Annotated in this window: 14 protein-coding genes; 5 read left to right on the top strand and 9 right to left on the bottom strand. The window is 66.5% G+C overall.

The window, feature by feature from the left end:
* Nucleotides 1-47: 47 nt before the first annotated feature.
* Nucleotides 48-1,931: a N,N-dimethylformamidase beta subunit family domain-containing protein gene (locus tag AC0KS4_RS06790; RefSeq protein WP_238957633.1), complete on the top strand. Its 1,884-nt coding sequence runs from the start codon at nucleotides 48-50 to the stop codon at nucleotides 1,929-1,931.
* On the top strand, nucleotides 1,928-3,238 hold the full coding sequence (locus AC0KS4_RS06785) for a hypothetical protein (RefSeq protein ID WP_238957632.1): 1,311 nt from the start codon (nucleotides 1,928-1,930) through the stop codon (nucleotides 3,236-3,238). The genes AC0KS4_RS06790 and AC0KS4_RS06785 overlap by 4 nt, the downstream gene beginning before the upstream one ends.
* Here the strand turns inward: AC0KS4_RS06785 and AC0KS4_RS06780 are convergent.
* From AC0KS4_RS06780 to AC0KS4_RS06765, 4 genes are all read right to left on the bottom strand, one after another.
* Nucleotides 3,235-4,623: a carbon-nitrogen hydrolase family protein gene (locus AC0KS4_RS06780; protein WP_238957631.1), complete on the bottom strand. Its 1,389-nt coding sequence runs from the start codon at nucleotides 4,621-4,623 to the stop codon at nucleotides 3,235-3,237. The genes AC0KS4_RS06785 and AC0KS4_RS06780 overlap by 4 nt on opposite strands.
* Complete coding sequence (locus tag AC0KS4_RS06775; protein ID WP_225329669.1) at nucleotides 4,620-5,558, bottom strand: alpha/beta fold hydrolase; 939 nt, start codon at nucleotides 5,556-5,558, stop codon at nucleotides 4,620-4,622. The genes AC0KS4_RS06780 and AC0KS4_RS06775 overlap by 4 nt, the downstream gene beginning before the upstream one ends.
* Complete coding sequence (locus tag AC0KS4_RS06770; RefSeq protein WP_225329668.1) at nucleotides 5,555-6,214, bottom strand: TetR/AcrR family transcriptional regulator; 660 nt, start codon at nucleotides 6,212-6,214, stop codon at nucleotides 5,555-5,557. The genes AC0KS4_RS06775 and AC0KS4_RS06770 overlap by 4 nt, the downstream gene beginning before the upstream one ends.
* Before the next feature lie 187 nt (nucleotides 6,215-6,401).
* Entirely contained in the window at nucleotides 6,402-6,755 is a 354-nt protein-coding gene (locus AC0KS4_RS06765; RefSeq protein WP_225329667.1) for a hypothetical protein, read from the bottom strand.
* 370 nt (nucleotides 6,756-7,125) lie between these two features.
* Here AC0KS4_RS06765 and AC0KS4_RS06760 point away from each other — a divergent pair, with 370 nt between their 5' ends.
* The gene (locus AC0KS4_RS06760; protein ID WP_374109733.1) at nucleotides 7,126-7,818 is read left to right on the top strand and encodes a response regulator transcription factor; all 693 of its coding nucleotides are present in this window, start codon (nucleotides 7,126-7,128) and stop codon (nucleotides 7,816-7,818) included.
* Nucleotides 7,811-9,226 carry a sensor histidine kinase gene (locus tag AC0KS4_RS06755; RefSeq protein WP_225329665.1) on the top strand — a complete coding sequence of 472 codons (1,416 nt, stop codon included), beginning with the start codon at nucleotides 7,811-7,813 and terminating at the stop codon, nucleotides 9,224-9,226. The genes AC0KS4_RS06760 and AC0KS4_RS06755 overlap by 8 nt, the downstream gene beginning before the upstream one ends.
* 216 nt (nucleotides 9,227-9,442) lie before the next feature.
* On the opposite strand, the gene AC0KS4_RS06750 is transcribed toward AC0KS4_RS06755, so the two are convergent.
* The 3 genes from AC0KS4_RS06750 to AC0KS4_RS06740 all read right to left on the bottom strand — a co-directional run bounded on the left by AC0KS4_RS06750 (nucleotide 9,443) and on the right by AC0KS4_RS06740 (nucleotide 12,219).
* A complete protein-coding gene (locus AC0KS4_RS06750; RefSeq protein ID WP_374109732.1) occupies nucleotides 9,443-10,777 on the bottom strand; it encodes an MATE family efflux transporter in 1,335 nt (444 codons plus the stop codon).
* Between the two features lie 16 nt (nucleotides 10,778-10,793).
* Nucleotides 10,794-11,003 (bottom strand): hypothetical protein, encoded by a 210-nt coding sequence (locus tag AC0KS4_RS06745; RefSeq protein WP_225329664.1) that lies wholly within the window; start codon nucleotides 11,001-11,003, stop codon nucleotides 10,794-10,796.
* Nucleotides 11,004-11,511: 508 nt separating this feature from the next.
* A complete protein-coding gene (locus AC0KS4_RS06740; protein ID WP_225329663.1) occupies nucleotides 11,512-12,219 on the bottom strand; it encodes a YoaK family protein in 708 nt (235 codons plus the stop codon).
* Between the two features lie 398 nt (nucleotides 12,220-12,617).
* On the opposite strand from AC0KS4_RS06740, the gene AC0KS4_RS06735 reads away from it, so the two are divergent.
* A complete protein-coding gene (locus AC0KS4_RS06735; protein ID WP_225329676.1) occupies nucleotides 12,618-13,994 on the top strand; it encodes a SagB family peptide dehydrogenase in 1,377 nt (458 codons plus the stop codon).
* 200 nt (nucleotides 13,995-14,194) lie between these two features.
* Here AC0KS4_RS06735 and AC0KS4_RS06730 read toward each other — a convergent pair whose 3' ends face one another.
* Entirely contained in the window at nucleotides 14,195-18,793 is a 4,599-nt protein-coding gene (locus AC0KS4_RS06730; RefSeq protein ID WP_275254659.1) for a non-ribosomal peptide synthetase, read from the bottom strand.
* Complete coding sequence (locus tag AC0KS4_RS06725) at nucleotides 18,750-23,780, bottom strand: non-ribosomal peptide synthetase (RefSeq protein ID WP_238957628.1); 5,031 nt, start codon at nucleotides 23,778-23,780, stop codon at nucleotides 18,750-18,752. The genes AC0KS4_RS06730 and AC0KS4_RS06725 overlap by 44 nt, the downstream gene beginning before the upstream one ends.
* Nucleotides 23,781-23,924: the final 144 nt, after the last annotated feature.

Genomic DNA, 23,924 nt, shown 5'->3' with positions numbered 1-23,924 from the left:
GGCCCTGTTCAGGCGAACCGCGCGGCGCACACGAAGGCCGTGCGCGGGTGACCGCCCTGGCGTATCCGTCGAGCGTGAGCGTGCCGGCCGGTGGGCGGCTGGTGCTGCACGTGTCCACGCCCGCTGAGCGCTACCGCGTCGGCTTCTACCGAGTGGGCCGCGACATCACGCCGATGGGGAGCAGTTCCTGGCGGCGGGGCCACCTGCTGCCCGCCGGTCTGCCCGATCGGGACTGGGGATGGCCGCCGGAAACGTTCGACGTCCCCGCTGACTGGCGGTCCGGCGCCTATCTGGCGGTCATCCTGGACGACGAATCGGACGCCGATGTGCCCGGCTGGCTGCCCGACGTCGACGCCCGGTCGGGTCAGGCGTTGTTCGTGGTGCGGCCCGCGGCAACCGGGAAACACGCCGCTGTGCTGTACAAGCTTTCGCTGGCCACCTACCACGCCTACAACTTCTCCGGTGGCGGCAGCATGTACCACACGGCCTCGTTCGTACCCTCGATCGCCACCACTCGGCTGACCACACGCCGGCCCGGCGGCGGCACCGGAGGGGCCCTCTCATTCCCCCAGGACGTCGACGTCTACGACACCGCCACCCCGCGGGAGGGATTCGCGCACTGGGACGCTCCGATGATCTCGTGGCTGGAACGTGAGGGCATCGAGGTCGACTACTGCACCGACTTCGACCTGCACCACGATCCCGCCGTCCTCATCGGGTACCGCCTGCTGCTCAGCGTCGGGCACGACGAATACTGGAGTGCCCGGATGCGTGACGGGGTGCACGCTTTCGTCCGTGCCGGCGGGAATGTCGCGTTCTTCAGCGGCAACACCGCCTGGTGGCGCATCGACCTGGACGCGGCCGGCGATCTGACCTGTGTGCATCCGCCGGCCAGCCACCCGTCGGGCGGCAACTGGTGGCGCAGCCGGCCAGAGAACGGGCTCACGGGAGTCAGCTACCGGCAGGGCGGCGGCTGGTGGGACGGCGAACGGGAGCCGCTGGGGTACACCGTCCAGCACGCCGGCCACTGGGTCTACCAGGGACTGGGCCTGCACTCGGGTGACGTCTTCGGCGCCGGTGAGCACCTGGTGGGCTACGAGTGTGACGGTGCGGTGGTCGAGCCCGGCCCCGCCGGGCGGCTGCGGGCCGCCGGAACCGACGGGACACCGGCGGACTTCGCGGTGCTGGGGGTGGCGCGCCTGGGAAAGGGATGGCAGGACCGGCCGGCGGGACCGGCCGCGAACGCCGTGCTCGGCGCCTACACCGACACCGGAACGGTCTTCACGTGCGGCACCACCGACTGGCCCCGGGTGCTGGCCCGCGGCGACGACCCGGTGGTGGCCGGGGTCACCCGCAACGTCATCGGGCGCCTCGCCCGGCACGGTGTCCGCGTGCTGGGGCCGTTCCCGGTCCGTCACCGCCGCTGGCTGCTGGTCGCCGGTGAGGTTGCGACCTTCCTGGTCGATGTCGACCGCCCGGTCGCGGAGACCGCGCGGTTCAGTTGGACGGTCGCGGTGGGCGACGGCGCGGCCGAGCCGGTGCCCGGACGGCACACCTGCGAGATCCGGGTTCCCGAGACGCCGGACCTGCTCACCGTGACGGCCACTGTGACCGAGGGCGATGGTCAGGAGTGCTTCGGGTGGACCACCGCACCCATTCTGTCGCGCACCCAGTTCACCCAGATCGATCTGCTCTGCCGGCTTCGCGACCTGGTGATCCAGGCGGTGCCCGCGCTGGATCCGGTCGCCGAGATCGGGCCCGGCAACCGTCCCTTCGGCGACCCGGAGTGGGACCCCCTGCGCGACGGGCTGCGCAAACCGCTGTCCATGCAGGGTTTCCGGAAGCTGGCTAAACTAGCGAGCACCATCGCCGAGCGGGCCGCAGCAATTGCCGAGGCGGATGCACCGGTTGGGCAGGGGGAGGACCAATGAGCGCGCTCTGGGACATCGACACGACGCCGATACCCGGCCCGGCGGCCAGCTGGCGGTCAGCCGCGGTGCAGCGCGACGCGACCTATCAGACATTGCTGAACACCGTGCGTGAGCAGCTGGCCGCTCAGCTGCCGGCCGGCCCCGCGCTGCCGGTGCTGATTCCGACCGTCGGTTTCGGCGGGCAGAGCGTCCGGGTGCTCACCCACACCATGCGGGAGCTGTCCAGGCAGCGGGCGTCGGTGCCGATCTCGGTGGTGCTGCTGGTGAACCGGCCGCAAACCCGGCCGGCGGATGACACCGCCACCCGTGCGCGCCAGCTGGGCGAGGCGCTGGGCTGCGACGCAGTGCGGTTCGCCGTCGCCGACGTGGCGTTAGCGCAACGCACCCGTCTCGGGGTGTTGCGTCAGTTGATGCTGGACGCGGTGCTAGACGCACAGCAGTGCGATCCAGAAGTCACCCGCTGCGTAGTGGCCGACGACGACATCGTGCGGCTGCCGGCCGGAACGCTGGCCGGGTTGCTGCGGGTGGTGACCGGTAAGGCCCGGCTGGCGCTCGGCCCGGTATTGTTCGACAGCCCGCAATCCACCCCGGCCGCCATGCTGCCGGCCTTCTTTGCCGCCGATGCCTTCCGCGCATTGCTGGCGGCCAGATCTCTGCGCCGGCTGCGCCAACCCGGCACTTCGTCCCGGGCCGCCCACGCGGAGTTCGGTGAGCACGCCGAAGCGATCGCGCTGAGCTGCAACCTGGCCGTGCGGGCCGCGACGGTGCGCGAGGCCGGCGGGTTCGCGCCGCTCAACGAGATCACCAACCTGGTGCGCGATGTGCACGGCCTCGGCGGCGCGGATGCGATCACTGCCACCTGGGACTTCGATCCCGCGTGCGAGAACGTCCTGATCGACCTGTGGCGCCGGTCCGTGCATATCAGCGCCCGCCGTGCGCTGCCCGCCTATCTCGCCCACGGCGTGCCGACCGTCGGCCAGTGGCGCGCCTGCCGCTTCCGGGCATCCCGGGTCGATCCGGTGCGCGTAGCGCCACCCGACTCGATCGAACCGGTCCGTCTTTCGACGCTGCGTGGCCGGGACAAGGAGGCTGTGCTTGCCGAGATCAGTGCCGCCCTGACCACCACGCTGCGCTACTTCCCGCACGACCCCGAGATGATCGAGGACTGCCTGGCCGCCCTGGGTCTGACCCTGGAGTCGCTCTGGGTCGAGAACGGGTCGGCCGCCCTGTCTGTCCGAATCCGGCGGGCGCCCGGCCTGCTCGACCGGTTGATGGCAGTGCAGGACTTGGTGAGCCAGCCGCTCTAGCGATCCATCCGCCAGCGGCGTCGAAGGGCGAGCGCGGCGAGCGACACGAAGCCCCAGCTGACGGTGGTGAACGACGCCGCCACCGCGATGCGGTAGGCGGGGGTCTCGGCGGCCTCGGGGCGGAAGGCGAGCAAGCCGAAAGCATTCGCATTAGTCCAGCATCCGGCGGCCAGCGGCCAGGCGACGCGGCGCGGCAGCTCGGGCACCGCGGCGCCGACCAGCAGGGAGAGTGCACCGAGCGCGATCAGGTCGAGATGCCACTGGCGCAGGCGCGGCGTCGAGCGAATCCCGATCCGACGCGCACGCTCGGCATCGGCGATCGCGAGCGCGTAGGGCCATCCCGTCACCGCCCCGGCTGCGAGCTCGACCAGGCCGGACAGCACGAGCGTCTCGTTCGTTCTCGCGCGGGTCATGCGCTCCACCTCCGAATCGTCTGCGGGCCCGTTGCCCGCTGGGGGACTCCCAAGCCACTGGCGGTAGGCGCGTCGACCGAGCCAGCCCTGATAGGCCCAGGCGAACGCGGGCAGCGGGCCTCGCGGGCGAAGCCAGAAGCCCGGGGCTGGATCCCGCGAGGGGTTGGCGGCGCCGGTGGGCACCGTGGCGGCCGTCACCCCGGGGCCGGACTGAGCCGGCCTCTCGGCGAGCACCTCGCCGTCGCGGTCGCAGATCACGCTGGGGCCTTCGTATTCGCCGCGGTAGCGTCCCGGCATCCCGGGTAGCGGGCAGGTGATCGGCCCGCACAGCGAGGCATGTACCACCGGGGCCCCGACGAGCGCGGCGAAGTCGAGCACGCTGCGCCGCGCCCGCTCCCGGTTGGCCGCTTCCCACCGACGGAGCACCGCGCGAGGCCGCCACTGGGGGACGCTCCACCACCCGGACCCGGCGAGGACAAGGTCGACGCGACCGCGGAGCCGGTGCACGGTCTGGGCGCGCATCAACTCCCAACAGAGGGCGACGCCAATCCGCAGGCCACCCGGCGCCTCGATCACGCCCGGGTCGTCGCCACCGGCGTAGAAGTAGTTCTCCCACATGGTCGGCAGATCCTTGTCGTGACGGCCGATGAGCCCGTCAGGGCCGGCGAGCAGGAAGGCGTTGCGGACGTCGCCGTCGGACCCGCGGCACAGGAAGGAGCCGCCAACCATGACCCGCTTGTCGGACGCGACCCGGGTGAGCATCTCGGTGGCCGCGCCGTCCTCGGGCAGCGCGCCGCCGCCCACCTGCGCCAGGAAGGCCATGCCGGTGGTGAAGAACTCGGGCAGAACGATCACCTCGGCTCCCTCGTCGGCGGCGCGCCGGGCGAGCCGCTCTGCCCGGTCGAGGTTCGCCTCGACATCGCCCACGACGGGCTCGAGCTGGACGGCCGCGACGCGCAGATCCCCGGTCATCCCAACTCCTCCGCGAACCGAACGACCTGGGCGTTGAACGCCGTCGGGCGTTCCAGCATCGGCATGTGACCGCAACCCTCCAATACAACGGTCCGAACGCCTGATAGCTCGGCGTCGAGCAACTCGGTATCGCCGAGTGGGGCGATCCGGTCGTGCTCGGCGGCTAGCGAAAGGATCGGGCAGCGCACGTCGGCCAACCCCTGGCGGGGGTTTGAGCGCCCGATCGCCCGCACGGTCGGAAAGACACCCCGGGCACCGGCGCCATCGACGATCAGCGCGGCGGTGTCGGCGGGCAGGGCCGGTGGGTCGAGGACGTAAGGCGACAAGAATACGCGACGCAGCGCTTGCGATCGCACGACGAGGCGGCGCAGCGGTGCCGGTGCGGGCAGCCCCGCCGTCGCGATTTCCATCGCGATTGCCGCAGTCTCCCGCGGGCGCTCGCGAACGAACCTGGGCATCCCGCGCAGGCCGAGCACGTCACTGAACTGCAACACTGCTCCGGCGACGAGCACGATCCCGTCGGCCAGCTCCGGATGACGCGCGGCGAAGCGCAGCGCGATCGGGCCGCCCATCGAGTGGCCGACGAACACGACGCGCTCGATGCCGAGGCTGGTGACGAGCTCAGCCGCGGCGGCGGCAAACCCGTCGAGGGATGTGCCCGCGGCGGGCGATTCGCTTCGGCCGAAACCCGGTAGGTCCAGGGCGAGCACTCGACCCTGCTTGGCGAGCGTCGGGATCGCCTCGAGCCAATGCTGCCAGCGACCGCCCATCCCGTGCACGAGGACGAACGCACGGTCGCCGTGGCCGGTGTCGAGGTAACGAAGCCGGCGGCCGCCGACAACGGCGTCGTGTTCACGCGCCGACCAGTCGGTGCGCCGCCAGGCCGGCTCCGCGGGCCTGGCGTAGCCGCCGTCGACCGGGACGCGCTCGATCATTCGGCACCGCCCCGCGGTTCCAGCAGGCCGAGGGTGAGGACCTGGCGACCGAGCGAGACCACTTGCTCGAACTCCGATTCGGTGAACCCCATGTTGCCGGGAAGCAGGTGGGCCGCAATCACCCCATCCCACGCCGCCCAGAGGAACGCCGCCGCGCGTCGCGGATCGACGTCACGCATGACGCGGGCCTCGATGGCCTCGGCAATCGCCCCGGCCATCCGCTCGGTCTCGGACCGGATGCGCTGGGTCACCCGCTCGGCGGCGACGACGACCGGCCCGTCGGTCGGCGCATCCGGAGGCGGAAAACGAAAGATGCGGAAGTAGCCGGGGTTCTCGCTCGCGAACCGCAAGTACCCGTCGGCGAGCCCGACCAGGCGACCAATCGGGTCCTCACCGCCGCTGGCCCACCCCTGGTCGCAGTAGCGCTGGTCAAGCTCCAGCGCACGCTCGATCAAGGCGGCATAGATGCCTTCCTTGCCGCCGAAGTGCCCGTACAGCGATCCGATCGCGACGTCGGCTTCCTCGGCGAGCTGCTCGACGGTGGTCGCGCGGTAACCGTGGGTCAAAAAGAGGCGTTCGGCGGCGCCGAGAATCGCGCCCGCGGTGCGGGCCTTGCGCCGGTTTTGGCGGGTCTCGGCAGCCGTCCCTGTCTGCATAGTTGTAACAACATAGCAATATTAGAATCCCATTGCAATATCTGATCGGCGGCGGCGAGGCGGTTCTAGCCGGCGCATCGATGACCGCCCACGGTTCTTCAACCCGCGGACGGTCATCAATTCGTACGGTTCTGTCCGGCTACTTGAGGTAACAGTCGCCTGGGCAGCAACGTATGCGTTAACGACTTCATCGATGGCGGGGATGTCCCACTCCGACGTTGCCCGAGGTACCCGATCCGATGTTTCCCCCGCCAAGCGGGGTTTGCACGCCGCCAGAGGTGCTCGACCCGCCGGCAACACTCCCCCCGCCGAACGGGTGTTGCAGGCCCGGGATTTGCACTCCACCAGAGGTGTTGGACCCGAAGTTTCCCCCACCAAACGGGGTTTGCACCCCGCCAGCCGACCCGCCGGAGACGCCGCCCGAGCCGGAGCCACTGGGTTCGGCGGCCGCGGAGGAGGCGGTGGCGATGCCGATTCCCAAGATTGCGGTGGCGGTGGCAGCAGCAAACAACGGCGCGACGCGACGCATTGAGATGGTCATGGTTGAATTCCTTTTCCACAGATTCCATTCGGCGTGCGATCCGGGGTTCGGATCGACTTCAACGTATGCCGGGGATGTGAAGAACCGATGAGCGTGCGATATGCGGCTGGTGTGGTTTCTTGTCGAGCCGATGTCCTTCACCCCGGTTGTCGGAGGAATCGCCTCAGACACCTGGCAGGTGGCCGTCGCGCGACCGACCACGTCGACGCCGACGGCGTCGGGTCGGGAACGACAGCGACGAGCAAGACGGTGGGCGCGATGAACAGCAGCAGGATGATTGCAAATTCAACGGCAAAGGCACGAGCTTTCGGCCCCGCTCGAACAACCGCCTTGCCAGCAAACCGTGATCGGCGTGCCCTACCGTGAACTCGTGAGCCCCACGGTGCTGGTCGTCGACGACGAGAAGAAATTACGGACCCTGGTGCGCGAATACCTCGAACGCGAGGGTTACGCGGTGCTCGAGGCCGCCGACGGCCAAACGGCCCTCGACCTGGCCCGGACCGCGGGCCCTGATCTGGTACTGCTCGACCTCGGCCTGCCCCGCTTGCCCGGTGACGAAGTGGCCCGCCTGCTGCGCAAGGACAGCGACCTACCGATCGTCATGCTCACCGCGAAGGCCAGCGAGAACGACCGGGTCGCCGGGTTGCGGCTGGGCGCCGACGACTACGTGGTCAAACCGTTCAGTCCGCGCGAGCTGGTGGCCCGCGTCGAGGCGGTGCTGCGCCGCAGTCGGCCTTCGGCCACCGAATCCGACATCTCCTACGGCGATGGACGGCTACGCATCGACACCGATCGCCGGGAAGCGCGTGTCGACGATGCACTTGTCGAGCTCACCCGCAGCGAGTTCGATTTGCTCGCCGTGCTCGCGTCCAGGCCGGGACGGGCCTGGACACGGCTGGAACTCGTCGGCCGCACCCAGGGCCACGCATTTGATGCCTACGAACGCACCATCGATGTGCACGTAAAAAACCTGCGCCGCAAACTCGGCGACGCCGCACCGTTCCAGCTGGTGGCTACCGTGCCGGGTATCGGCTACAAATTCGCAATCGACCGCGATGCCTAGTTTGCTGCCGGGCCGGTTCGCCCGCCGACTCGCGCTGGCCTTCGCGGCGCTCGGCGCCGGCTCCGCCCTACTGACCGCGGTCCTGGTCAACACGGCCTTCGCCGGACGGTTTCAGGACTACCTCGATAAACAGCAACACGCTCAGCAGGAGCAGCTGGTGGCGCTGTTTGCCGCCGACTATCGCCGCAACGATGCCTGGAGCCCCATGTCGCTGAACCGCATTGCGCCTACCGTGATCATGACCGGCTCTGAGGCCGAACTTCGCGATGCCTCTGGTCATCGCGTGTGGTCAGTGGCCGACGCCAACACCGACGCAGGCACACCCGAGATGCACCGCAAAATGATGGGCACCGGTGGCCTCGGGCCACCCCGCAGCTTGCCCGTTGTTGTCGCGGGCAGGCAAGTCGGTACCCTCGTCGTTCGCGTACCGCAAGGCGCAGTACCTACCGTGGACAAGGAATTCCATTCATCGGTCAACCGGCTACTGCTGGCCGGTGCGCTCACTGCGGCGCTGGTAGCGCTGCTCGTCGGCGTGTACACCGCCCGCCGCGCCACCAAACCCATCACCGAACTAACCAGCGCCGCCGGCGCTCTCGCCGCTGGACATCGGGACCGACGCGTCACCGCTGTTCCTAACAACGAAATAGGGCAGTTGGCAAAGGCTTTCAACACCATGGTCGAACACGTCGTAAAAGAGGATCAACTGCGCCGCGCTTTCACCGCGGATGTCGCCCACGAGTTGCGCACCCCGCTGGCAATCCTTCGCAGTGAACTCGAGGCAGTGCAAGACGGAATTCGCCAGCCCACCGACGGCGTCATCCGCTCCCTGCATAACGAAACCCTGCGCTTGACCCACTTGGTCGCTGACCTGGAAGCGCTGGCCTCCGCCGACGCTGCCGCGTTCACCCTGGACCGGCATCCGATTTCACTGACCAGCATCGTGGCCGACACCGCGGACTCGCTGGCCGGCAGATTCGACGAAGCCGCTATAGACGTGCGCACCGACTTCGACGAGGTATGGGTTGACGCGGATCCGGTGCGAGTTGCCCAAATCGTCGCCAATCAGCTGACCAACACGCTGAAGTTCGTGCCCGCCGGCGGCGCGGTCACCCTCACCCTGCACGAGATCGACGGATGGGCCGAGCTCGCCATCGCCGACACCGGGTCCGGCATTCCGGCCGACGACCTGCCGCACATCTTTGACCGCTTCTATCGCAGCCGCACCGCGCGCGCCGACGGCTCCGGCATCGGACTGGCGGTCGTCGCCCAGCTCGTCAAGGCCCATGGCGGGATGATCACCGCCCACAGCACTCCTGGCCACGGCGCAACATTCATCACCCGACTTCCCGCCTTGCGGCAGAATGGCACAGTCCGGACGGCGCGGGCCGACCAGCGGCCCACGGTCTGACCGCGCAGTCTGTAGGGGATTTTCACCGCAGCAGTATCGATTCATCGCGGTCACCGAGTCACAGTGAGTGCCGAGAACGGATGGTGAGCTGTCGTGGGATGAGGGGCTGCTGCTTGCGGTGGTGGAATCCGTCGTTCGGCGCGCGTGCAGGCCGACTCGCCGACGAGGCGTTGGGCTAACCGTGCACGAAACTTCGGCGCATTGCCCACAAGGGCATTAGCCGGTGCCCTGCACCGTCCAACGACCGGACCACACCCGCCACCCCACGAAACCCAATCGCATCACCATGAAGGTGCCCAAACCCGACCAGACACCGGCGAGTCCCCAGCCAAAGATCAACGACAGCCAGATCAACGGCAAGAACCCGACCGATGCGCTGATCAGCGTGGCGTTGCGGATGAACCTGGCGTCGCCGGCGCCGACCAAGACTCCGTCCAGGCTGAACACGATCCCTTGGATCGGCAGCTGGGCGATCAAGAACCACAACGGCACAGCGATGGCGTCCAGAACTGACCGGTCGTGAGTGAACAACGTGGGCAGTACCGGAGCGCCCAGGCCGAACATGAGAGCAAGCAGCGTCGCGGCGGCCAGCGAATACGCCGCCACATGCCGGGCCACCGACTTGGCACGCACGGTCTGGCCTGCCCCCAATGCCGCGCCCACCAGCGACTGCGCCGCGATCGCCAGCGCGTCGAGCACCAGCACAGCTAAATCCCACAGCTGCAGCAGCACCTGGTGCGCGGCCACCGCCGCTGTGCCGAACCGGGCGGCCACCGCCGCGGCGGAGATGAAACAAACCTGGAACGACAGGGTCCGAACGATCAGATCGCGGCCCATCAGCACTTGGGCGCGCAGCACAGTGCGGTCGAGCCGCAGCGGCACCCGCTCGGCCAACAGCGCGCGCCCGAACAGCAATGCTGTCAGCAACTGGCCCACCAGGTTGGCCACCGCCGAGCCGGCCAGGCCCAGGCGGGGCAAGCCCAGCCAGCCGTACACCAGCGACGGGCACAGCAGCGCCGACAGCCCGAAACCGGCGACCACATAGCGCAGGGGTCGCGCGGTGTCCTGCACCCCGCGCATCCACCCGTTACCTGCCAGCGACACCAGGATCGCCGGAGCGGCTACGATCGCGATCCGCAACCACGGCAACGCCGCGCCGGCGATCTGCCCGCGTGCGGCGATCGCCGACACCAGCGGCGCCGCGGCGGCCTGCACCATGACGACGATCAGGGCGCCCAGGCCGAGCGCCAACCACGTGGCCTGCACTCCCTCCGTGACCGCCGATGCCCGGTCGCCGGCACCGAAGTGGCGGGCGGAGCGTGACGTCGTGCCATACGACAAGAACAGGAACTGGACTCCGACCAGGCCGAGCACCACGGCGCCGATGGCCAACCCGGCCAGGCTCACCGCACCCAGGTGGCCCACCACCGCAGTGTCGAATAACAGGTAGAGCGGTTCGGCGGCGAGCACCGCGAGCGCCGGCAGGGCCAGGCCGGTGATGCTCCGCTCCAGGTCGCCGACGCGGCGGCTTCGCGGACCTGTCGGCGGCACAGCCGCCGGGTGCTCGTCAGGCAAGTGCCGTGACCAGGGCAGTGACAATTTCGGCGGCAGGACCGGCGGTTGTATCGCTGGCGGCCAGCATGTCCCCGCCGCCGCCGAACGTCGACATGATGGCGGCCACATCCACCGCGGCTTTGGCCCGCGTCGGCACCGGCCCCTGCTGCGGCTCGGTCTCTATAACCACCGTCGCCGCCTCGGCCTGTCGCGTGGTGCACACGATATCGATGATGCTCTCTCAACTTCCCCTGGGCGCGCGCCGACCACTGCCGGCTTCCGACCGCCGCATAGACCAGCTCGACCACCGCCGGCTTCGGGCAACCGTGGCGGCCGAGCCCAACACCCACGACAGTATCGTCAGCCAGGCAGACGCAGGGTGGTCCAGCGGTGCCTGGCTAATCGCGGAATTGTCCAGCAGATCGCAACGGGCCGCGTGGCCAGCCGATGTGCGCGGGGCGCGCGAAACGACCCGGTGTCGGTCGTTACCCGTGGCAAATGAGTGCCACCTCAGTTTAGGGGCGCTCGGTCGGGTGGTGGTCGCCTACCAGCCAGGACGACTGCGGTCGGCGTCGAACATGATGGAGGTTTCTAGCCCCTCAGCGTGCATGTATGTCCGTGCACTCAGAGCGCACATTGCGCGGCAGCGCATGACCGCGCGTGCGACAGGATGTACGGCATCAGTAGTGCACGTGTCGCTGCCGAGCGATCCGGCGGGCTGAGACGACTCGCTACGCGGGCTCGACTACCGCTGCCACCGGAGCCTCGCGGGCGCCGCGACGGCGGTATTGCAGCATGATGACCGCGGCCAGAGCTAGGCAGGCGACGGCGGGGGGAATCAGCGCGTGGTCACCAATCCGGTTGCCAAGCAGCACGCCGGCGGCTGCGCCCCCGACGAACAGCAGCACGGTCGTCGTCAGCACGGTGGCCTTCCACTTGTCCACCCGGTGGCGGTGGCTGCGGCCCAAGAGCAGACCGAGGTCGGTAATCGTGCCGGTGAAGTGCGTGGTGCGAATCGGCATCCCCGGAAGATTGGACGTCATGCCGTTCTGCAGCCCGCATGCGCACGCGGCGAGGAGCGCCCTGCCGATCGGGTGCTCAACGCCGGCTGCGGCGAGCAGCAGCGCGGCTTCGGCCAGCAGGACGGCAGCGTGACGAGGGCCAGCAAAAGTCCGCACGGCAGCCAGCACCGCACCCGCCGCAATGGCTCCGAATAGAAATCCAAACACGATCGCCGCGATCATGCGGCCCTGGTAGATGAGAGGATTCGTGCTATGCATACCCGCCTTGGTGGTCAAGGCGGTGAGGTTCCCCACCGGAAATGCCCACACCAAAAGGGCCACCGAATTGACGAACCCCGCGACCGCGGCGAGCAACCCACTGTAGCCGAGCAGAACCACCCGCGGGATCCAGGTCTCGGGAATCGGCCAGGTTGGCATCGTCTCTACCCTGTCGGTGCTCGGTCGGCCACATACGCAAACGCAGCAATGTTATCAAGACCCCATGCGGGGCGCGGCAACCTCGGCGCGCGGCTCGACGGCCACTGTTATCGCCCCCCTCCCAACCGACCCGCCGCCCGCCGTGCCCGGAGCGACTATTTGATGGTCATACTCCCTTCCGTTCTCACGGAAGACCGAACGGCAGCGCCGTGTTACGTGTGGCAAATGTGCACTTCGCGATTCGCGTTTCCCGTTTTGCGATAGGTCCGTCACGTGCACGCTATCCGCTGGCTTGCTGGTGAGCCCGCGCCGGAGCTGCTAACCCGCATGAATTGTGCCTCGCTTACGCTGAGGGAGTCGACACGGTGGATCAAATCGGAAGCGGAAGGGTTCGCGGATTGCCCGACGTCACATACGCCGCCCAAACGAGATTCGCGTTCCGTTCCGGTGTCACCTGCTTGGTCACGCCCGTTGGAGCCGTGCTGCTGAATCCTCCGCGCAGCGAGAAACTGACCCGATTAACCCCCGGCCAGCTACAGGCACTCAAGGCTCTGAACCTCGGGCCGGCAACGCTGTCGGAGATACTCACGAAGGCGGGCGAAAGTGGCGTCGGCACGCTGATAGATCAGCTCACCACGAGCGGTTGGCTGGCGGTCACGGTGCGCGACGAAAAGAACGATTTTTACTCCATCCTGCCGGTCGGACGGCCCGCGATGCGGCCGGCGCCGATGTCGCCGCGATCCTTCGCGTTATCGAAATTTGCTGTACTGCACCGAGACTCAGAGGGCTTGGTCCTTGAACATCCGCTGGCATGGTGTGATGTGCGCATTCACGACTCACGCCTGCTTGTCCTACTCGACGGGCCTGCAGCAGACGCCTCAGGCGTGCCGAGCGCCGTCGCTACAGGGTTCATCGAGGATCTGCACTGGTGCGGCATCCTCACCCAGCTCGGCGACGAAGACGGCAGGTTCGATGCCCTCAGCTGGAGCGCACCGGATCTGTGGTTTCACCGCCGCAGCACGCTGGGTCAACGCACCGTCACCTGGGAGCGGTTCGGCCCGACCAAGTGGGCGAAGGGTCGATTCCCACAGCCGCCGGCGCGCAGGACGAATTATCCGGGTGAGCCGATCACCCTTTCGGTTCCCGATCTGACGGCCAAACGAATGCAGGACCCGACTTTGACGGCCGTCCTCGAAGACCGAGTTTCCACAAGGACATTCGATGACGCCCGCCCGATTACTATTGGGCAGCTGGCCGAATTGCTCTATCGCACAGCGCGAACACGGAAAACCGAACTCGTCGGTGACGGCGAGGAACTCGTGTCACGCCCATACCCTTCTGGTGGCAGTCTCTATGAGCTGGAGCTCTACCCTGTGGTACGCAATGTCGCCGGACTCGCGCCGGGGATGTACCACTACGACTCGTTCGACCATGTGCTACGCCCTGTCGCCGGAGCAGATTCGAAGGCCGTGTCCCAGCTGTTGAAACCGGCCGCAGCGACTCTCACCGGAGGTGCCGAGCCGCAAGTGCTCGTCGTCATGGCTGCACGTTGCGGTCGCATCATGTGGACCTACGAGCAGATCGCCTATGCCGCCATCCTCAAAGATGTCGGCGTCCTCATGCAGACGATCTACCTGGCCGCGACCGCGATGGGCCTCGGCGCGTGCGCGCAAGGCTTCGGTGATACCGCCGCTTTCGTCGCGGCCACCGGTGTCGATGAACTACAGGAGTGCAGCGTCGGCAGTATCATCGTCGGCTCACCCGCCCCGAACTAGCCTTCGGCGAGAACCTCCTCGTCGGTCAATGCTGCGACGTCGAGGCAGTGGGGTGCAATGACGGCCAGGGCGCGAATCGGGGCGGCCGACATTGAATCGACGCCGAACCCAAAGAAATCGCCGTGCACGCCAACCGTCGGTGTGATGCGGTGCCGTACGGTCGCTGACCGGGACGGTGGGTAGTTCGGGTGCGCCAGGCTTCATGCCGGCCTTTCATCTAATCCGGCTGCGAGCGCGGCTATGCCGCGCTGCCAGAATTGCGTCAGGCGCTCGATGTCGGAGTGCCCGAACAGGGCATCGCTCCAGAGCCAGTTAGCCGTCAGTTGCGGACCCTCCGGTGTTCCCCGTATTGCCACGGCGAGGTACAGCGCAAAACGCAGTGGCAGATCTGGCTCAGGGTCGACGGGCAATGCGTCGCCTTGGTCGCCGGCAACTAACGACCATGGTTGCTCCGTTCCACCAGTGAGGTCCAGGCGACCCAAGTAGCTGAACATGATCTGAGGTTCGACAGAATTCTGCAATTCTGGAACGTGGTCCACATAACGAAGCAGTCCATAGTCCAGACCTTCATTCGGGACCATACTCAAATGGCCAGCCACCGAATCGAATAGCGCTCGGGCCGCTGCCGGATCGCATTCTGCCTGCTCGGCATCGACACCTGATGCACCCACTCCGAGCCGTACCGGGTATGCAGTCGTAAACCAACCGACCGTGTTTGTGGTGTCGGTCCCCAAAATAGCGTCTGCGCGCCCATGGCCCTCCATCGTGACGAGCGTGCCCGCCGCAAAATTTTGTGCACGAGTACGCCGCCAACTCGCGACGGCCATCGTGAGCGCGGCCAGCAAGAATTCGTTCATGCCCCCATCTCTGGTGAGCGCTGTGAGCACGCGCTCAGTGACGTCAGTCGGTGTGAGTGCCCGTGTGACCCGCAGAGTCGACCACGTGTCACGAGTCGGATCAGGACGCCGCCTACCCAGCGCAGGATCCGGCCCGTGAACCTGCGCGGTCCAGTAATCGCGCTGGCTCTGCACTTCGGCCGTAGCGGCCCGCTGCCACATCAGTTCCGACCAGCGGCGGTAAGACGTGAACTCGGGCATCGTCTTCGGCGTCGCACCCGATGTCACCGAGCGCCACGCCGCCGCGAGATCCCCGAGCATGATGTGCCAGGACACCACATCTACCGCCAAGTGATGTGCGGTGATCAGCAGCATCTCGCCTGGTCCGGCGCTGGACAACCACACGGCTCGCACCATGGCACCCGAGTGGGGATCGATCTCGTCGGTGACCTTACGCGCCGAATGCGCTAAGGCCGCATTGAATTCCGCGGCGGACGATTTCGGTAGCTCAAGACGGGTGAGCACGTCAGCGGCACGGACCACGCCGGGTTCGCGGGTAACCAGGCGTGGCCCCTCGGCGGTCTCGATCAGAATCGATCGCAGAGTGTCGTGGCCGTCGAGCAACAGTTGCAGCATCGCCTCGATTGATGGACGGTCGATTTCAGACGGCAATCGCAGCAACACGGTATGGGTGAATCGGCGGTAGTTTCCGTACTCGTAGAGCCAGGACACCATCGGCAGCGGCAGTATCTCACCGTATTCGGTGTTCTCTACGGCCGCCGCGGATTCCGGCGCCGCATCGATAGCAGCAGCGAGTTGGCGAATTGTCGGAGCGCTGAACAGCATCCGTGGACTCAATGTGAGACCGCGCCGCCGTGCCTTGTGGACCACCGAGATCGCCACAATGCTGTCTAACCCAAGTGAGAAGAAGTCGTCGTCGATGTGCGGCACTAGGCCGTTGAACTGTTCTTCGAATATTCCGCACAGCGATCGTTCGGTGTCGGTGGACGCCGATGCCGCCCCACCGTCAGTGACGCGCAAAAGTGCATCCTCGGCGAGCCGGTCCAATGCACGGCCATCCAGCTTGCCGTTCGCGTTCACCGGCAGCTGAGGTATCGCCACGATCCGGGCGGGAACCATGTACGGCGGCAGCCGTTCGGCGAGCGCGGCACGCAGCCGCACCGGGTCAGCAGCCGTATCCTCCTGCCACACAACAAAACCCACGAGGCTTGTGCCGCTGTCGCGACGCAGAACGGAAACCGCGGCATCGTGTATCTGTGGCTGCCCACGCAGCGCAGCCTCGATCTCGCCGATTTCGACGCGATAGCCACGAATCTTGACCTGGGAGTCGCCACGTCCCAAATAGGAGTATCCGCCGTGCGGTAGACGACGTACCAGGTCACCCGTGCGGTACATGCGTTGTCCGGGACGCAGCGGGTCCGCCACGAAGCGAGCAGCGGTCATCGCGGACTTGCCGACATAGCCACGGGCCAGCTGCGCCCCGGACAGATAGAGCTCGCCTACCACACCGTCGGGCACCATCCGCAACGCCGAATCCAGGACGTAGCCGAATGTTCCAGCGTTCGCGGTGCCGATCGTCGACCTCTGATATGCGGCGACCGGTGCCACCACGGATTCCACCGTAGTTTCGGTGGGGCCATAGCAGTTGTAGACCGCGGTCGGCGACGGAGCGCGCAATTGCTCCCACAGCGCGGTATCGATTGCCTCACCGCCGAGGGCCAGCACCGAAAGAGGGTGGTCCAAAAGTCCCGCGGCACGCAGTTGGAGAAACATCGACGGGGTGGTGTCGATCATGTCGATCTGGTTGGCGGACATCCCTTTCACCAGCCGATCTGCGTCGCGCATCTCCTCGGCGTCGAACAGATGGATCGCATGCCCGTCGAGCAGGCCGACCATGGGCTGCCACGAGGCGTCAAAGCTCAGGGACCAGGCGTGGGCGATCCGCAGCGGGCGGCCCAGGCGTGCCGAGGCCGCCCGGTAGACACGGTCGCGGTGGTCAGCGAAATAACTGAGTAACGCGGCATTGGTGCCGATGACGCCCTTGGGTTCACCGGTCGAACCCGATGTGAAGATGACATACGCGCTGTGCTCGGGGTGCCGGCGAACCGCCGGGCTGGCGGCTGCGCGTTGCGAGATGCGCCCGGCGGCAGCGGGATCGTCGATGACCACTGTGGCGACCCCACCGCTTACCAACTCCGTGTAGCTGGCTTCAACAATGGCGAGTACCGGATTTGCTTGCCGCAAAATAGATTCGATACGAGCGTTCGGCAACGTGATATCGACCGGCAGATAGGCGCCACCGGCGGCAAGCACGGCCAGGATGGCGACGATGGATCGAGTCGAGCGCGGCAGCACCAGCGCGACGATTTTCTCCGGTCCTATGCCCTGCTCGGCCAGTTCCCCCGCGAGCCGGCACGCGTGCGCGTGTAGTTCGGCATAGGTATAGCACTCACCACCACCGGTAGTCAGGGCGACGGCATGCGGTGTGGCGTGCACCTGCCGCTCGAACGTCTCCCACACCGAGACGCTCTCCGCAGAGGGTAGCGGCCGCGTCGCAAGCCCTTCGAACTCGGCGCGCTCCGCCGTGGTGAGAATATCCAGTGCGTCGGGGGTGCCGTCGCCTATATCGGGGAGTTGGCGCAGCACGGCGAGCAAGCGCTCGCCGATCTGGGAGGGCCGAAGATGCGGAAGTGCCTCAGAAATCGCCTCGACCAGTACCAACAGCGCGTCGTCTTTCATGTGCGCGACCACAGTCAACGGGTAGTGCGTGAGACTTTCCATCTCTACCGGACTGAACCGGGCCCCGTCCGGTGTGGTCACCGCCCGGATCGCGTCCTCGATCGGTGCGTTCTCGAAGACGAACAGCGAATCAAATAGGGCTCCCCGGCCATGCTCACGCTGGATTTCCGACAGGCTGAGATAACCGATGTCGCGCATCGCCGATGACTCGCGCTGCAACCGGGCACATTGCTCCACCACCGAGTCGGCGCTGCTCACCTGGTGCACCACCGGCACGGCGTTGATGAACAGTCCGACCATGGTTTCCACGCCGGGCAGGTTTTCCGGACGGCCGGAGACGACGGTGCCGAAAACGACATCGCGACGGTCGGTGAGCCTGCTGAGCACGACCGCCCACGCGAATAGCACGGCGGTGTTGAGGGTAAGACCGTTGCGACCCACCCATTGTCGCAGCCGCGCCGTATCGGCCGCAGGCAACACCAGTTCGGTTTTCTCCGGCTCGCCCTCGCCCGCGGCGACGGTCCCGTCTGCCACCATGAGCGGCCCGGACACACCCTGCAGGTACGTCATCCATTGAGCGGCCGCGGCCGCCCTGTCCTGCTGGGCGAGCCAGACGATGTAGTCACGGTACGGGCGCGCGGTCGGTAGCCCGTCGGTCGATCCTCCCGCCCGATACACGGTGAGCATCTCGGTGAAGAACACGGCGAGGGACCAGCCGTCGACCAGAATATGGTGGGCGGTGAAAATCATCCGGCGCCTGGTCTCGCCGGGAGTGCCAAGCAGCACAACCCGCAATGCCGGTCCACGACTCAGATCGAACGGGCGGCGCCGCTCCGATCGTGCGATGGCATCGAATTCCGTTGGCGGTGCGAACCGTTCGGACCAGGGCAGCTCGGCCTGCGTGGGCACGATCTGCACGGGCTTCGGTACATCACGATCCCAGAAGGCGGCGCGCAGATTCGGGTGTCGGACCAGCATGGCTTGAGCGCTGCGGCGGAGCAGCTCGAGATCGACTGGTCCGTCGACATCGACGACGAACTGCATGCTGTAAAGGTCGATACTGTCCTGCGCCAATCGGTATAACGCAAACAGCCCTTCCTGCAGAGGGCTAAGAGCGAGTACATCCTCGATCTGCGGCGGATCTGTGGTCACAAATACCTCACGACTCGTTGAGCCAGGATGCGTTGAGTTGGGCCAACGCATCGGGGGTCAGGCCCGACGCACTCATCGGCGTATATTCCTGCTTCGGCGGCGAATCCGCCTCGGCCGCCGGCTCACCCGCTGCCGCGTCGACCGCCGCGGCCAGCTCGCCGATGGTCATGTACTCGAACACCATTCCCGGGGTGAAGGCCAGTCCGTGCGCGGTTGCCTGCGCCGACCATTTAATGGAAATGATGCTGTCACCGCCGAGCGCGAAGAAGTTGTCGTCGCGATCGAGACCGGTGACGTCGAGCAACTCCTCCAGCAAGGTGATGAGGATCCGCTCGGTTTCCACCGAGCCTGCGGTGGGCGGTTTCGATGGCGCAGCGACGGGCGGGGCCGGCGGGGCGAGGAGTTTCTCCATATCATCCGTGGGAAGCAACTCCAGGCTGGACACGGGACGGTCCGGCGCCGTCGCGAACGCATCGAGTGCTGCGTTCAGAGCGGCGGCGATAAGGGCAACCGTCGCAGGTTCGTAGAGATCGGCATTGGCGACGACGCGCACGTCGAGTTCACCGCCCGGCGTCACGCTGATGCCCACGTCCAGATCCAGTAGTGAGACCTCGAAGTCCATCGGAAGCGGTACGACCGTGGTGCCGCCGGTCTCGGTGAGAGGGCGCGGTATCAGCGCCCAGTCCTCTCCGCGAAAGTGGATCATGTTCTGAAACAGCGGGTTTCGGGACCGTGAGCGCGGCGGGTTGAGAGCCTCAACCAGACGTTCGATCGGAAGCTCTTGGTGTGCGAATGCGTCGAGCACCGTGTCGCGGCTACGGGTGAGCATGGTGCGCAGGCTGGGATCACCGGACAGGTCGTTGCGCAGCACCACCACGTTGGCGAACAAGCCGATCAGATTGGCCGTGATCGGTTCGACACGGGACGCGACCGGACTGCCAAGCGGAATGTCCGTCCCTCCGCCGAGCTTGTGCAGCACTACCGCCAGGGCGGCCTGATAAACCATGAACTCGCTGGCGCCATTTTGCTCGGCGAGCTGTGTTAAGGACGCCCGGCGGGTGGGGGGTAAGGTGAAAGTCACCACCTCCCCACGCTTTCCGAGCGTCGGCGGGCGGGAATAATCGTGGGCAACCGAGACCTCGTCGGGCAACCCAGCTAGGGCGTCACGCCAATACGCCAGGTCCGCCTGTCCCCATAGGGAAGCGAATGCATCTCGTTGCCACAGCGCGTGGTCCACGAACTGGATCGGCGATGTGGTCCACCGCGGCGCCTGCCCTTGGTGCCGCTCGCGGTAGGCGGTGACGAGGTCGTCAAAGAAGATCCCCAGAGAGGCGTGATCGCTGACGATGTGGTGCACGACCACCAACAGCACATGCGTATCCTTGCCGAGCGCCAACAGGGTGACCGTAATCAACGGCCCCGACTCGGGCATAAACACGTGCCGGCGCAGCTGCGCCACCGTGTCATCGAAGCCATCCGGGGTGATCTTCCGGACTGGTAGTTCCAACTGCAAGCTCGGGTGCACGATTTGATACGGAACGCCTTCGTGCTCATCGAAGTTCGTGCGCAGGGCGTCGTGGCGCTTAACGACGTCGTTGACCGCCGCGGTGAGGGCGACGATGTCCAGGGGACCGTCGAAGCGAAGCGCAAAGGGCATGTTAAAGCCGTCCCCCGCCCCTTCCATCCGATACTGGAACCACGCGGCGAGCTGCGAGTAGGACAACGGAAGCCGCTCCGGGCGGACCGATTCGACGAGTTCTGGGCGGCTTGATTGCCACGCCGACGTTGCGTCGTCGAAAGTGTCCTCGGCGTCCATCGCGTCAAGGTCGATATCGAACTCGGCACGGAACTGCTCGACCAGCGCAGCCGCCAAGCCGGCCGGGGTGGGCGTATCGAACACGGCGCGAACGGTCAGCTCTATGCCGAATTCGGCACGGATCTGCGCGACCAGCCGAGCCGCCAACAGCGAATGGCCACCCAGCCCGAAGAATGAGTCCTCAGCACCCACACGCTCCCAGCCGAACAGTTCGGCGAAAATCGAGCACATCCGGCGCTCGGTCTCGGTCGCCGGCTCACGGTAGCGGCGCACGGCGATAGGCGTAGGTGCGGGCAGTGCCCGTTTGTCCAGTTTGCCGCTCACAGTTAGCGGGATCTCATGGATAACCGCAAATGCGCTGGGCGCCATGTATTCAGGCAGGGCCGAGGCGGCATGTGCGCGTATCTCATCGAGATCCAAGTCGGCGGAGAGGTGTTCATCAGCCGCTGGCACCAGGTACGCGGCCAGCATGGGCCCGGCCTCGGTGTCTTCCACGGCGACGAGGCAATGCCGCACCGCTGGATGCGTTGCGATCACGGACTCGACCTCGCCGAGCTCGATGCGGAAGCCACGAATCTTTACCTGCTCGTCGGCTCGGCCGACGAACTCCAGGTCGCCAGAGATGTTGCGGCGGACCAGGTCTCCGGATCGATACAGCCTCATGCCGGGATTGAAAGGGTCGGCGATGAATCGCTGCGCGGTCAGCCCGGGACGACCGAGATATCCACGCGCCAACTGAATGCCACCGAGGTACAGCTCACCGACGACCTCCGCGGGCACCGGTTGCAACTGCTCGTCGAGCACATAGGCGTAGACGTTGCGGTTCGGCACGCCGATCGGCACTACGCGCGCGCCCGGCGACCCCGCGACCCGCTTGTGTGTCGAGCACACGACGGCCTCGGTCGGGCCATAGTGATTGCGTAGCTCCGCGTCGAAGTAGCTGGCGAATTTGTCGGCTACCTCAGCGGGAAGCGCTTCCCCGCCCACCGGCACATGACGCAACTGCCGCCATTGGCTGGCCTGCGGCAGCATCAGCAGGGTGCTCAGCACGGAGGGCACCATGTGGAGCACGGTGACGCCGCGCCGATTGATCAGCTCGGCGACGTAGTCGATGTCACCGAAGGCCTCGGGCCTGGGCACGATCAGCTGTGCGCCAAGCGACAACGGGATGAAAATGTCTGCCAGTGACGCATCGAAGCTCACCGACGACGACTGCAGCCACCGGTCTTCTGCGGTCACACTCCACTCGGCGATGAAACCCTCCACGTGCTCGGCGATCGCGCGGTGCGAGACCGCTACGCCCTTGGGCCGGCCAGTGGAACCGGAAGTGTAGATGACGTAAGCCAAGTGGTCCGGACTCAACGCACGTTTCCGGTCGGCGTCGGTGAGCGCGGCGTCCGACAACTGTGCGGCGGCATTTTCGGCGGCGTCGAGTTCCTGCCGCCCGATAACCGCCTGCGGGCGGGCATCCGTGACGAGGTATCGGATGCGGTCGTCGGGATAGGCGGGGTCGATCGGCAGGTAAGCCGCACCGGCTTTCAGCACGGCGAGCAGCGCGACGATGAACTCGATCGACGTGGTCATGTGGAGGCCGACGATGTCCTCGGCGCCGAGACCCTGCCCAATAAGCCAGCGCGCCAGGCGGTTTGCGCGAGCATGCAGGTCGGCATAGGTCAGTTCACCCGCGTCGGAAACGAGCGCGACCGCGCCGGGAGCGACGGCCGCGGCTGCTTCAAGCATCGCGACCATCGTGGCGGCGGGCGTGGCCACAACTTCCCCATGCGACTGCGCCAGGACGGCTTCCCGCTCACCGGCGCCGAGCAGGTCCAGACGGGTGAGGCGACGTTCGGGTTCGGCCAGGGCGTTGTTCAACAGCTGCAGGTAATGAGCCAGCATCTGATCGACGAGTGCCGAGCTCAACACATCGGTCTGGTACTCGAGCTCGACCGATACGCCGTCCGGGTCGAGCACCACCGTCAAGGTCAACGGAAGGTGGGCGGCCACCGCGCCCAATTCGAGTTGTCCTACCGCGACACCGTCCAATGCCAATCCACTTGCGCTGTTGCGCATGCTGAAACCCAAGCGGACCAGCTGGTCCATGCCATCGTGCCCCATTGCCCGCTCCGGGTTGGCTTCGCGCACCACTCGATCGATGCCAACGGACTGGTGGGCGAACCCGGCAAAACAGGTTTCACGTACCGTGTCGACGAACGAGGTGAACGTGTCGTGCGGTCGAGCGACGATCCGCAGCAACAGCGTGTTGCCGAAGTACCCGATCGCCCCCTCGGCCGGGGCGCTGCGTCCGGTAACCGGCACGGAGATCACAAAATCTGCTGCGCCGGTATAGCGGCGTATCAGCACGCCAAAGACCGCCAATAACACCATAAATGGTGAAGCGGAGCGGTTTCGGGCAAAATCCTCGACCCTGCCGAACAAGTCGGCGGGAAGGGCGCGAGTTCGACGTTCGGCCCGCCTGGACGGATGCGCGGCACCCACACCGGGAAGCTCCAGCGGTTCCGGTGACGGCCGCAAAGTGTCCGTCCAGTAGCCGACGTCGGCACTGGTGGGTTCCGCCTCGTTCCCAAGCACCGCGACCGAAATGAACTGTGGCGCGCGACCGTTCAGTTGATGACCGTTGTAGGCGGCGCTGAGCTCGCCGAAGAAGACAGCCCAGGAGTCATCATCCCAACAAATGTGGTGTACGACGAGGATCAGCACGAATTCGTCTGGGCCGGAGCGGATCAGGGTTGTCCGCAGCGGAAGATCCTCGGTCAGGTCGAATGGCCTGCCGAATTCGTCTCGCACCAACGCCTGGATCTGGCGCTCGCGCTCGGCCTCTGAGAGATGGGTCAAATCATCTGTTCGCCAACCGATCTCAGCATCATCGGAAAATACTTGATAAGGTTCACCCTCGTTATCCACCGCGTATGTGGTACGCAAAACAGCGTGCCGGGCAACGACCTCATTGAGGGCTGCGTGTAAGCGTGCCTCGTCCAGAGCGCCCGTCAGCCGGTAGGCGACGCAGATGTTCAGCGTAACGTCGTCTGCGTCCATGGCCTGCAGAAACCACATCCGGCGCTGGCCGGCCGACAGACGGTAACGTTCTCCCGCACAGATCTGCACCAGCTCGGCCGAGTCCCTCGCCGCCAGACCGCGTTCGGCGATGCGCCTTCGTAACAGTTCCAGGCGATGTTGCTGCAAAGTCTTGACGTCGTCGGCCATGGCTCGCCTCACTCCCGTTATTCAGTTCGCCGGATCGATCAGAGCACGGAGCGTCCTGTGCCCCCGGGTCCGCAATCCCGAACGACACGACACGACACGCATCAATGATCCCTTCGTCGCCGGCACCGTACCGCGATGAGGGCT

It is taken from the genome of Mycobacterium sp. NTMscope_MAC_12, from assembly GCF_976985675.1.
The sequence above is the reverse complement of the archived record's forward strand: the minus strand, read 5'-3'. Positions and strand labels throughout refer to the sequence as shown.

Bases quoted from the DNA above. Each gene is read 5' to 3' on its own strand.
- AC0KS4_RS06785 (WP_238957632.1), top strand. From the start codon at position 1,928: ATGAGCGCGCTCTGGGACATCGACACGACGCCGATACCCGGCCCGGCG.
- AC0KS4_RS06780 (WP_238957631.1), bottom strand. From the start codon at position 4,623: ATGACCGGGGATCTGCGCGTCGCGGCCGTCCAGCTCGAGCCCGTCGTG.
- AC0KS4_RS06775 (WP_225329669.1), bottom strand. From the start codon at position 5,558: ATGATCGAGCGCGTCCCGGTCGACGGCGGCTACGCCAGGCCCGCGGAG.
- AC0KS4_RS06770 (WP_225329668.1), bottom strand. From the start codon at position 6,214: ATGCAGACAGGGACGGCTGCCGAGACCCGCCAAAACCGGCGCAAGGCC.
- AC0KS4_RS06765 (WP_225329667.1), bottom strand. From the start codon at position 6,755: ATGACCATCTCAATGCGTCGCGTCGCGCCGTTGTTTGCTGCTGCCACC.
- AC0KS4_RS06755 (WP_225329665.1), top strand. From the start codon at position 7,811: ATGCCTAGTTTGCTGCCGGGCCGGTTCGCCCGCCGACTCGCGCTGGCC.
- AC0KS4_RS06740 (WP_225329663.1), bottom strand. From the start codon at position 12,219: ATGCCAACCTGGCCGATTCCCGAGACCTGGATCCCGCGGGTGGTTCTG.
- AC0KS4_RS06730 (WP_275254659.1), bottom strand. From the start codon at position 18,793: ATGCGTTGGCCCAACTCAACGCATCCTGGCTCAACGAGTCGTGAGGTA.
- AC0KS4_RS06725 (WP_238957628.1), bottom strand. From the start codon at position 23,780: ATGGCCGACGACGTCAAGACTTTGCAGCAACATCGCCTGGAACTGTTA.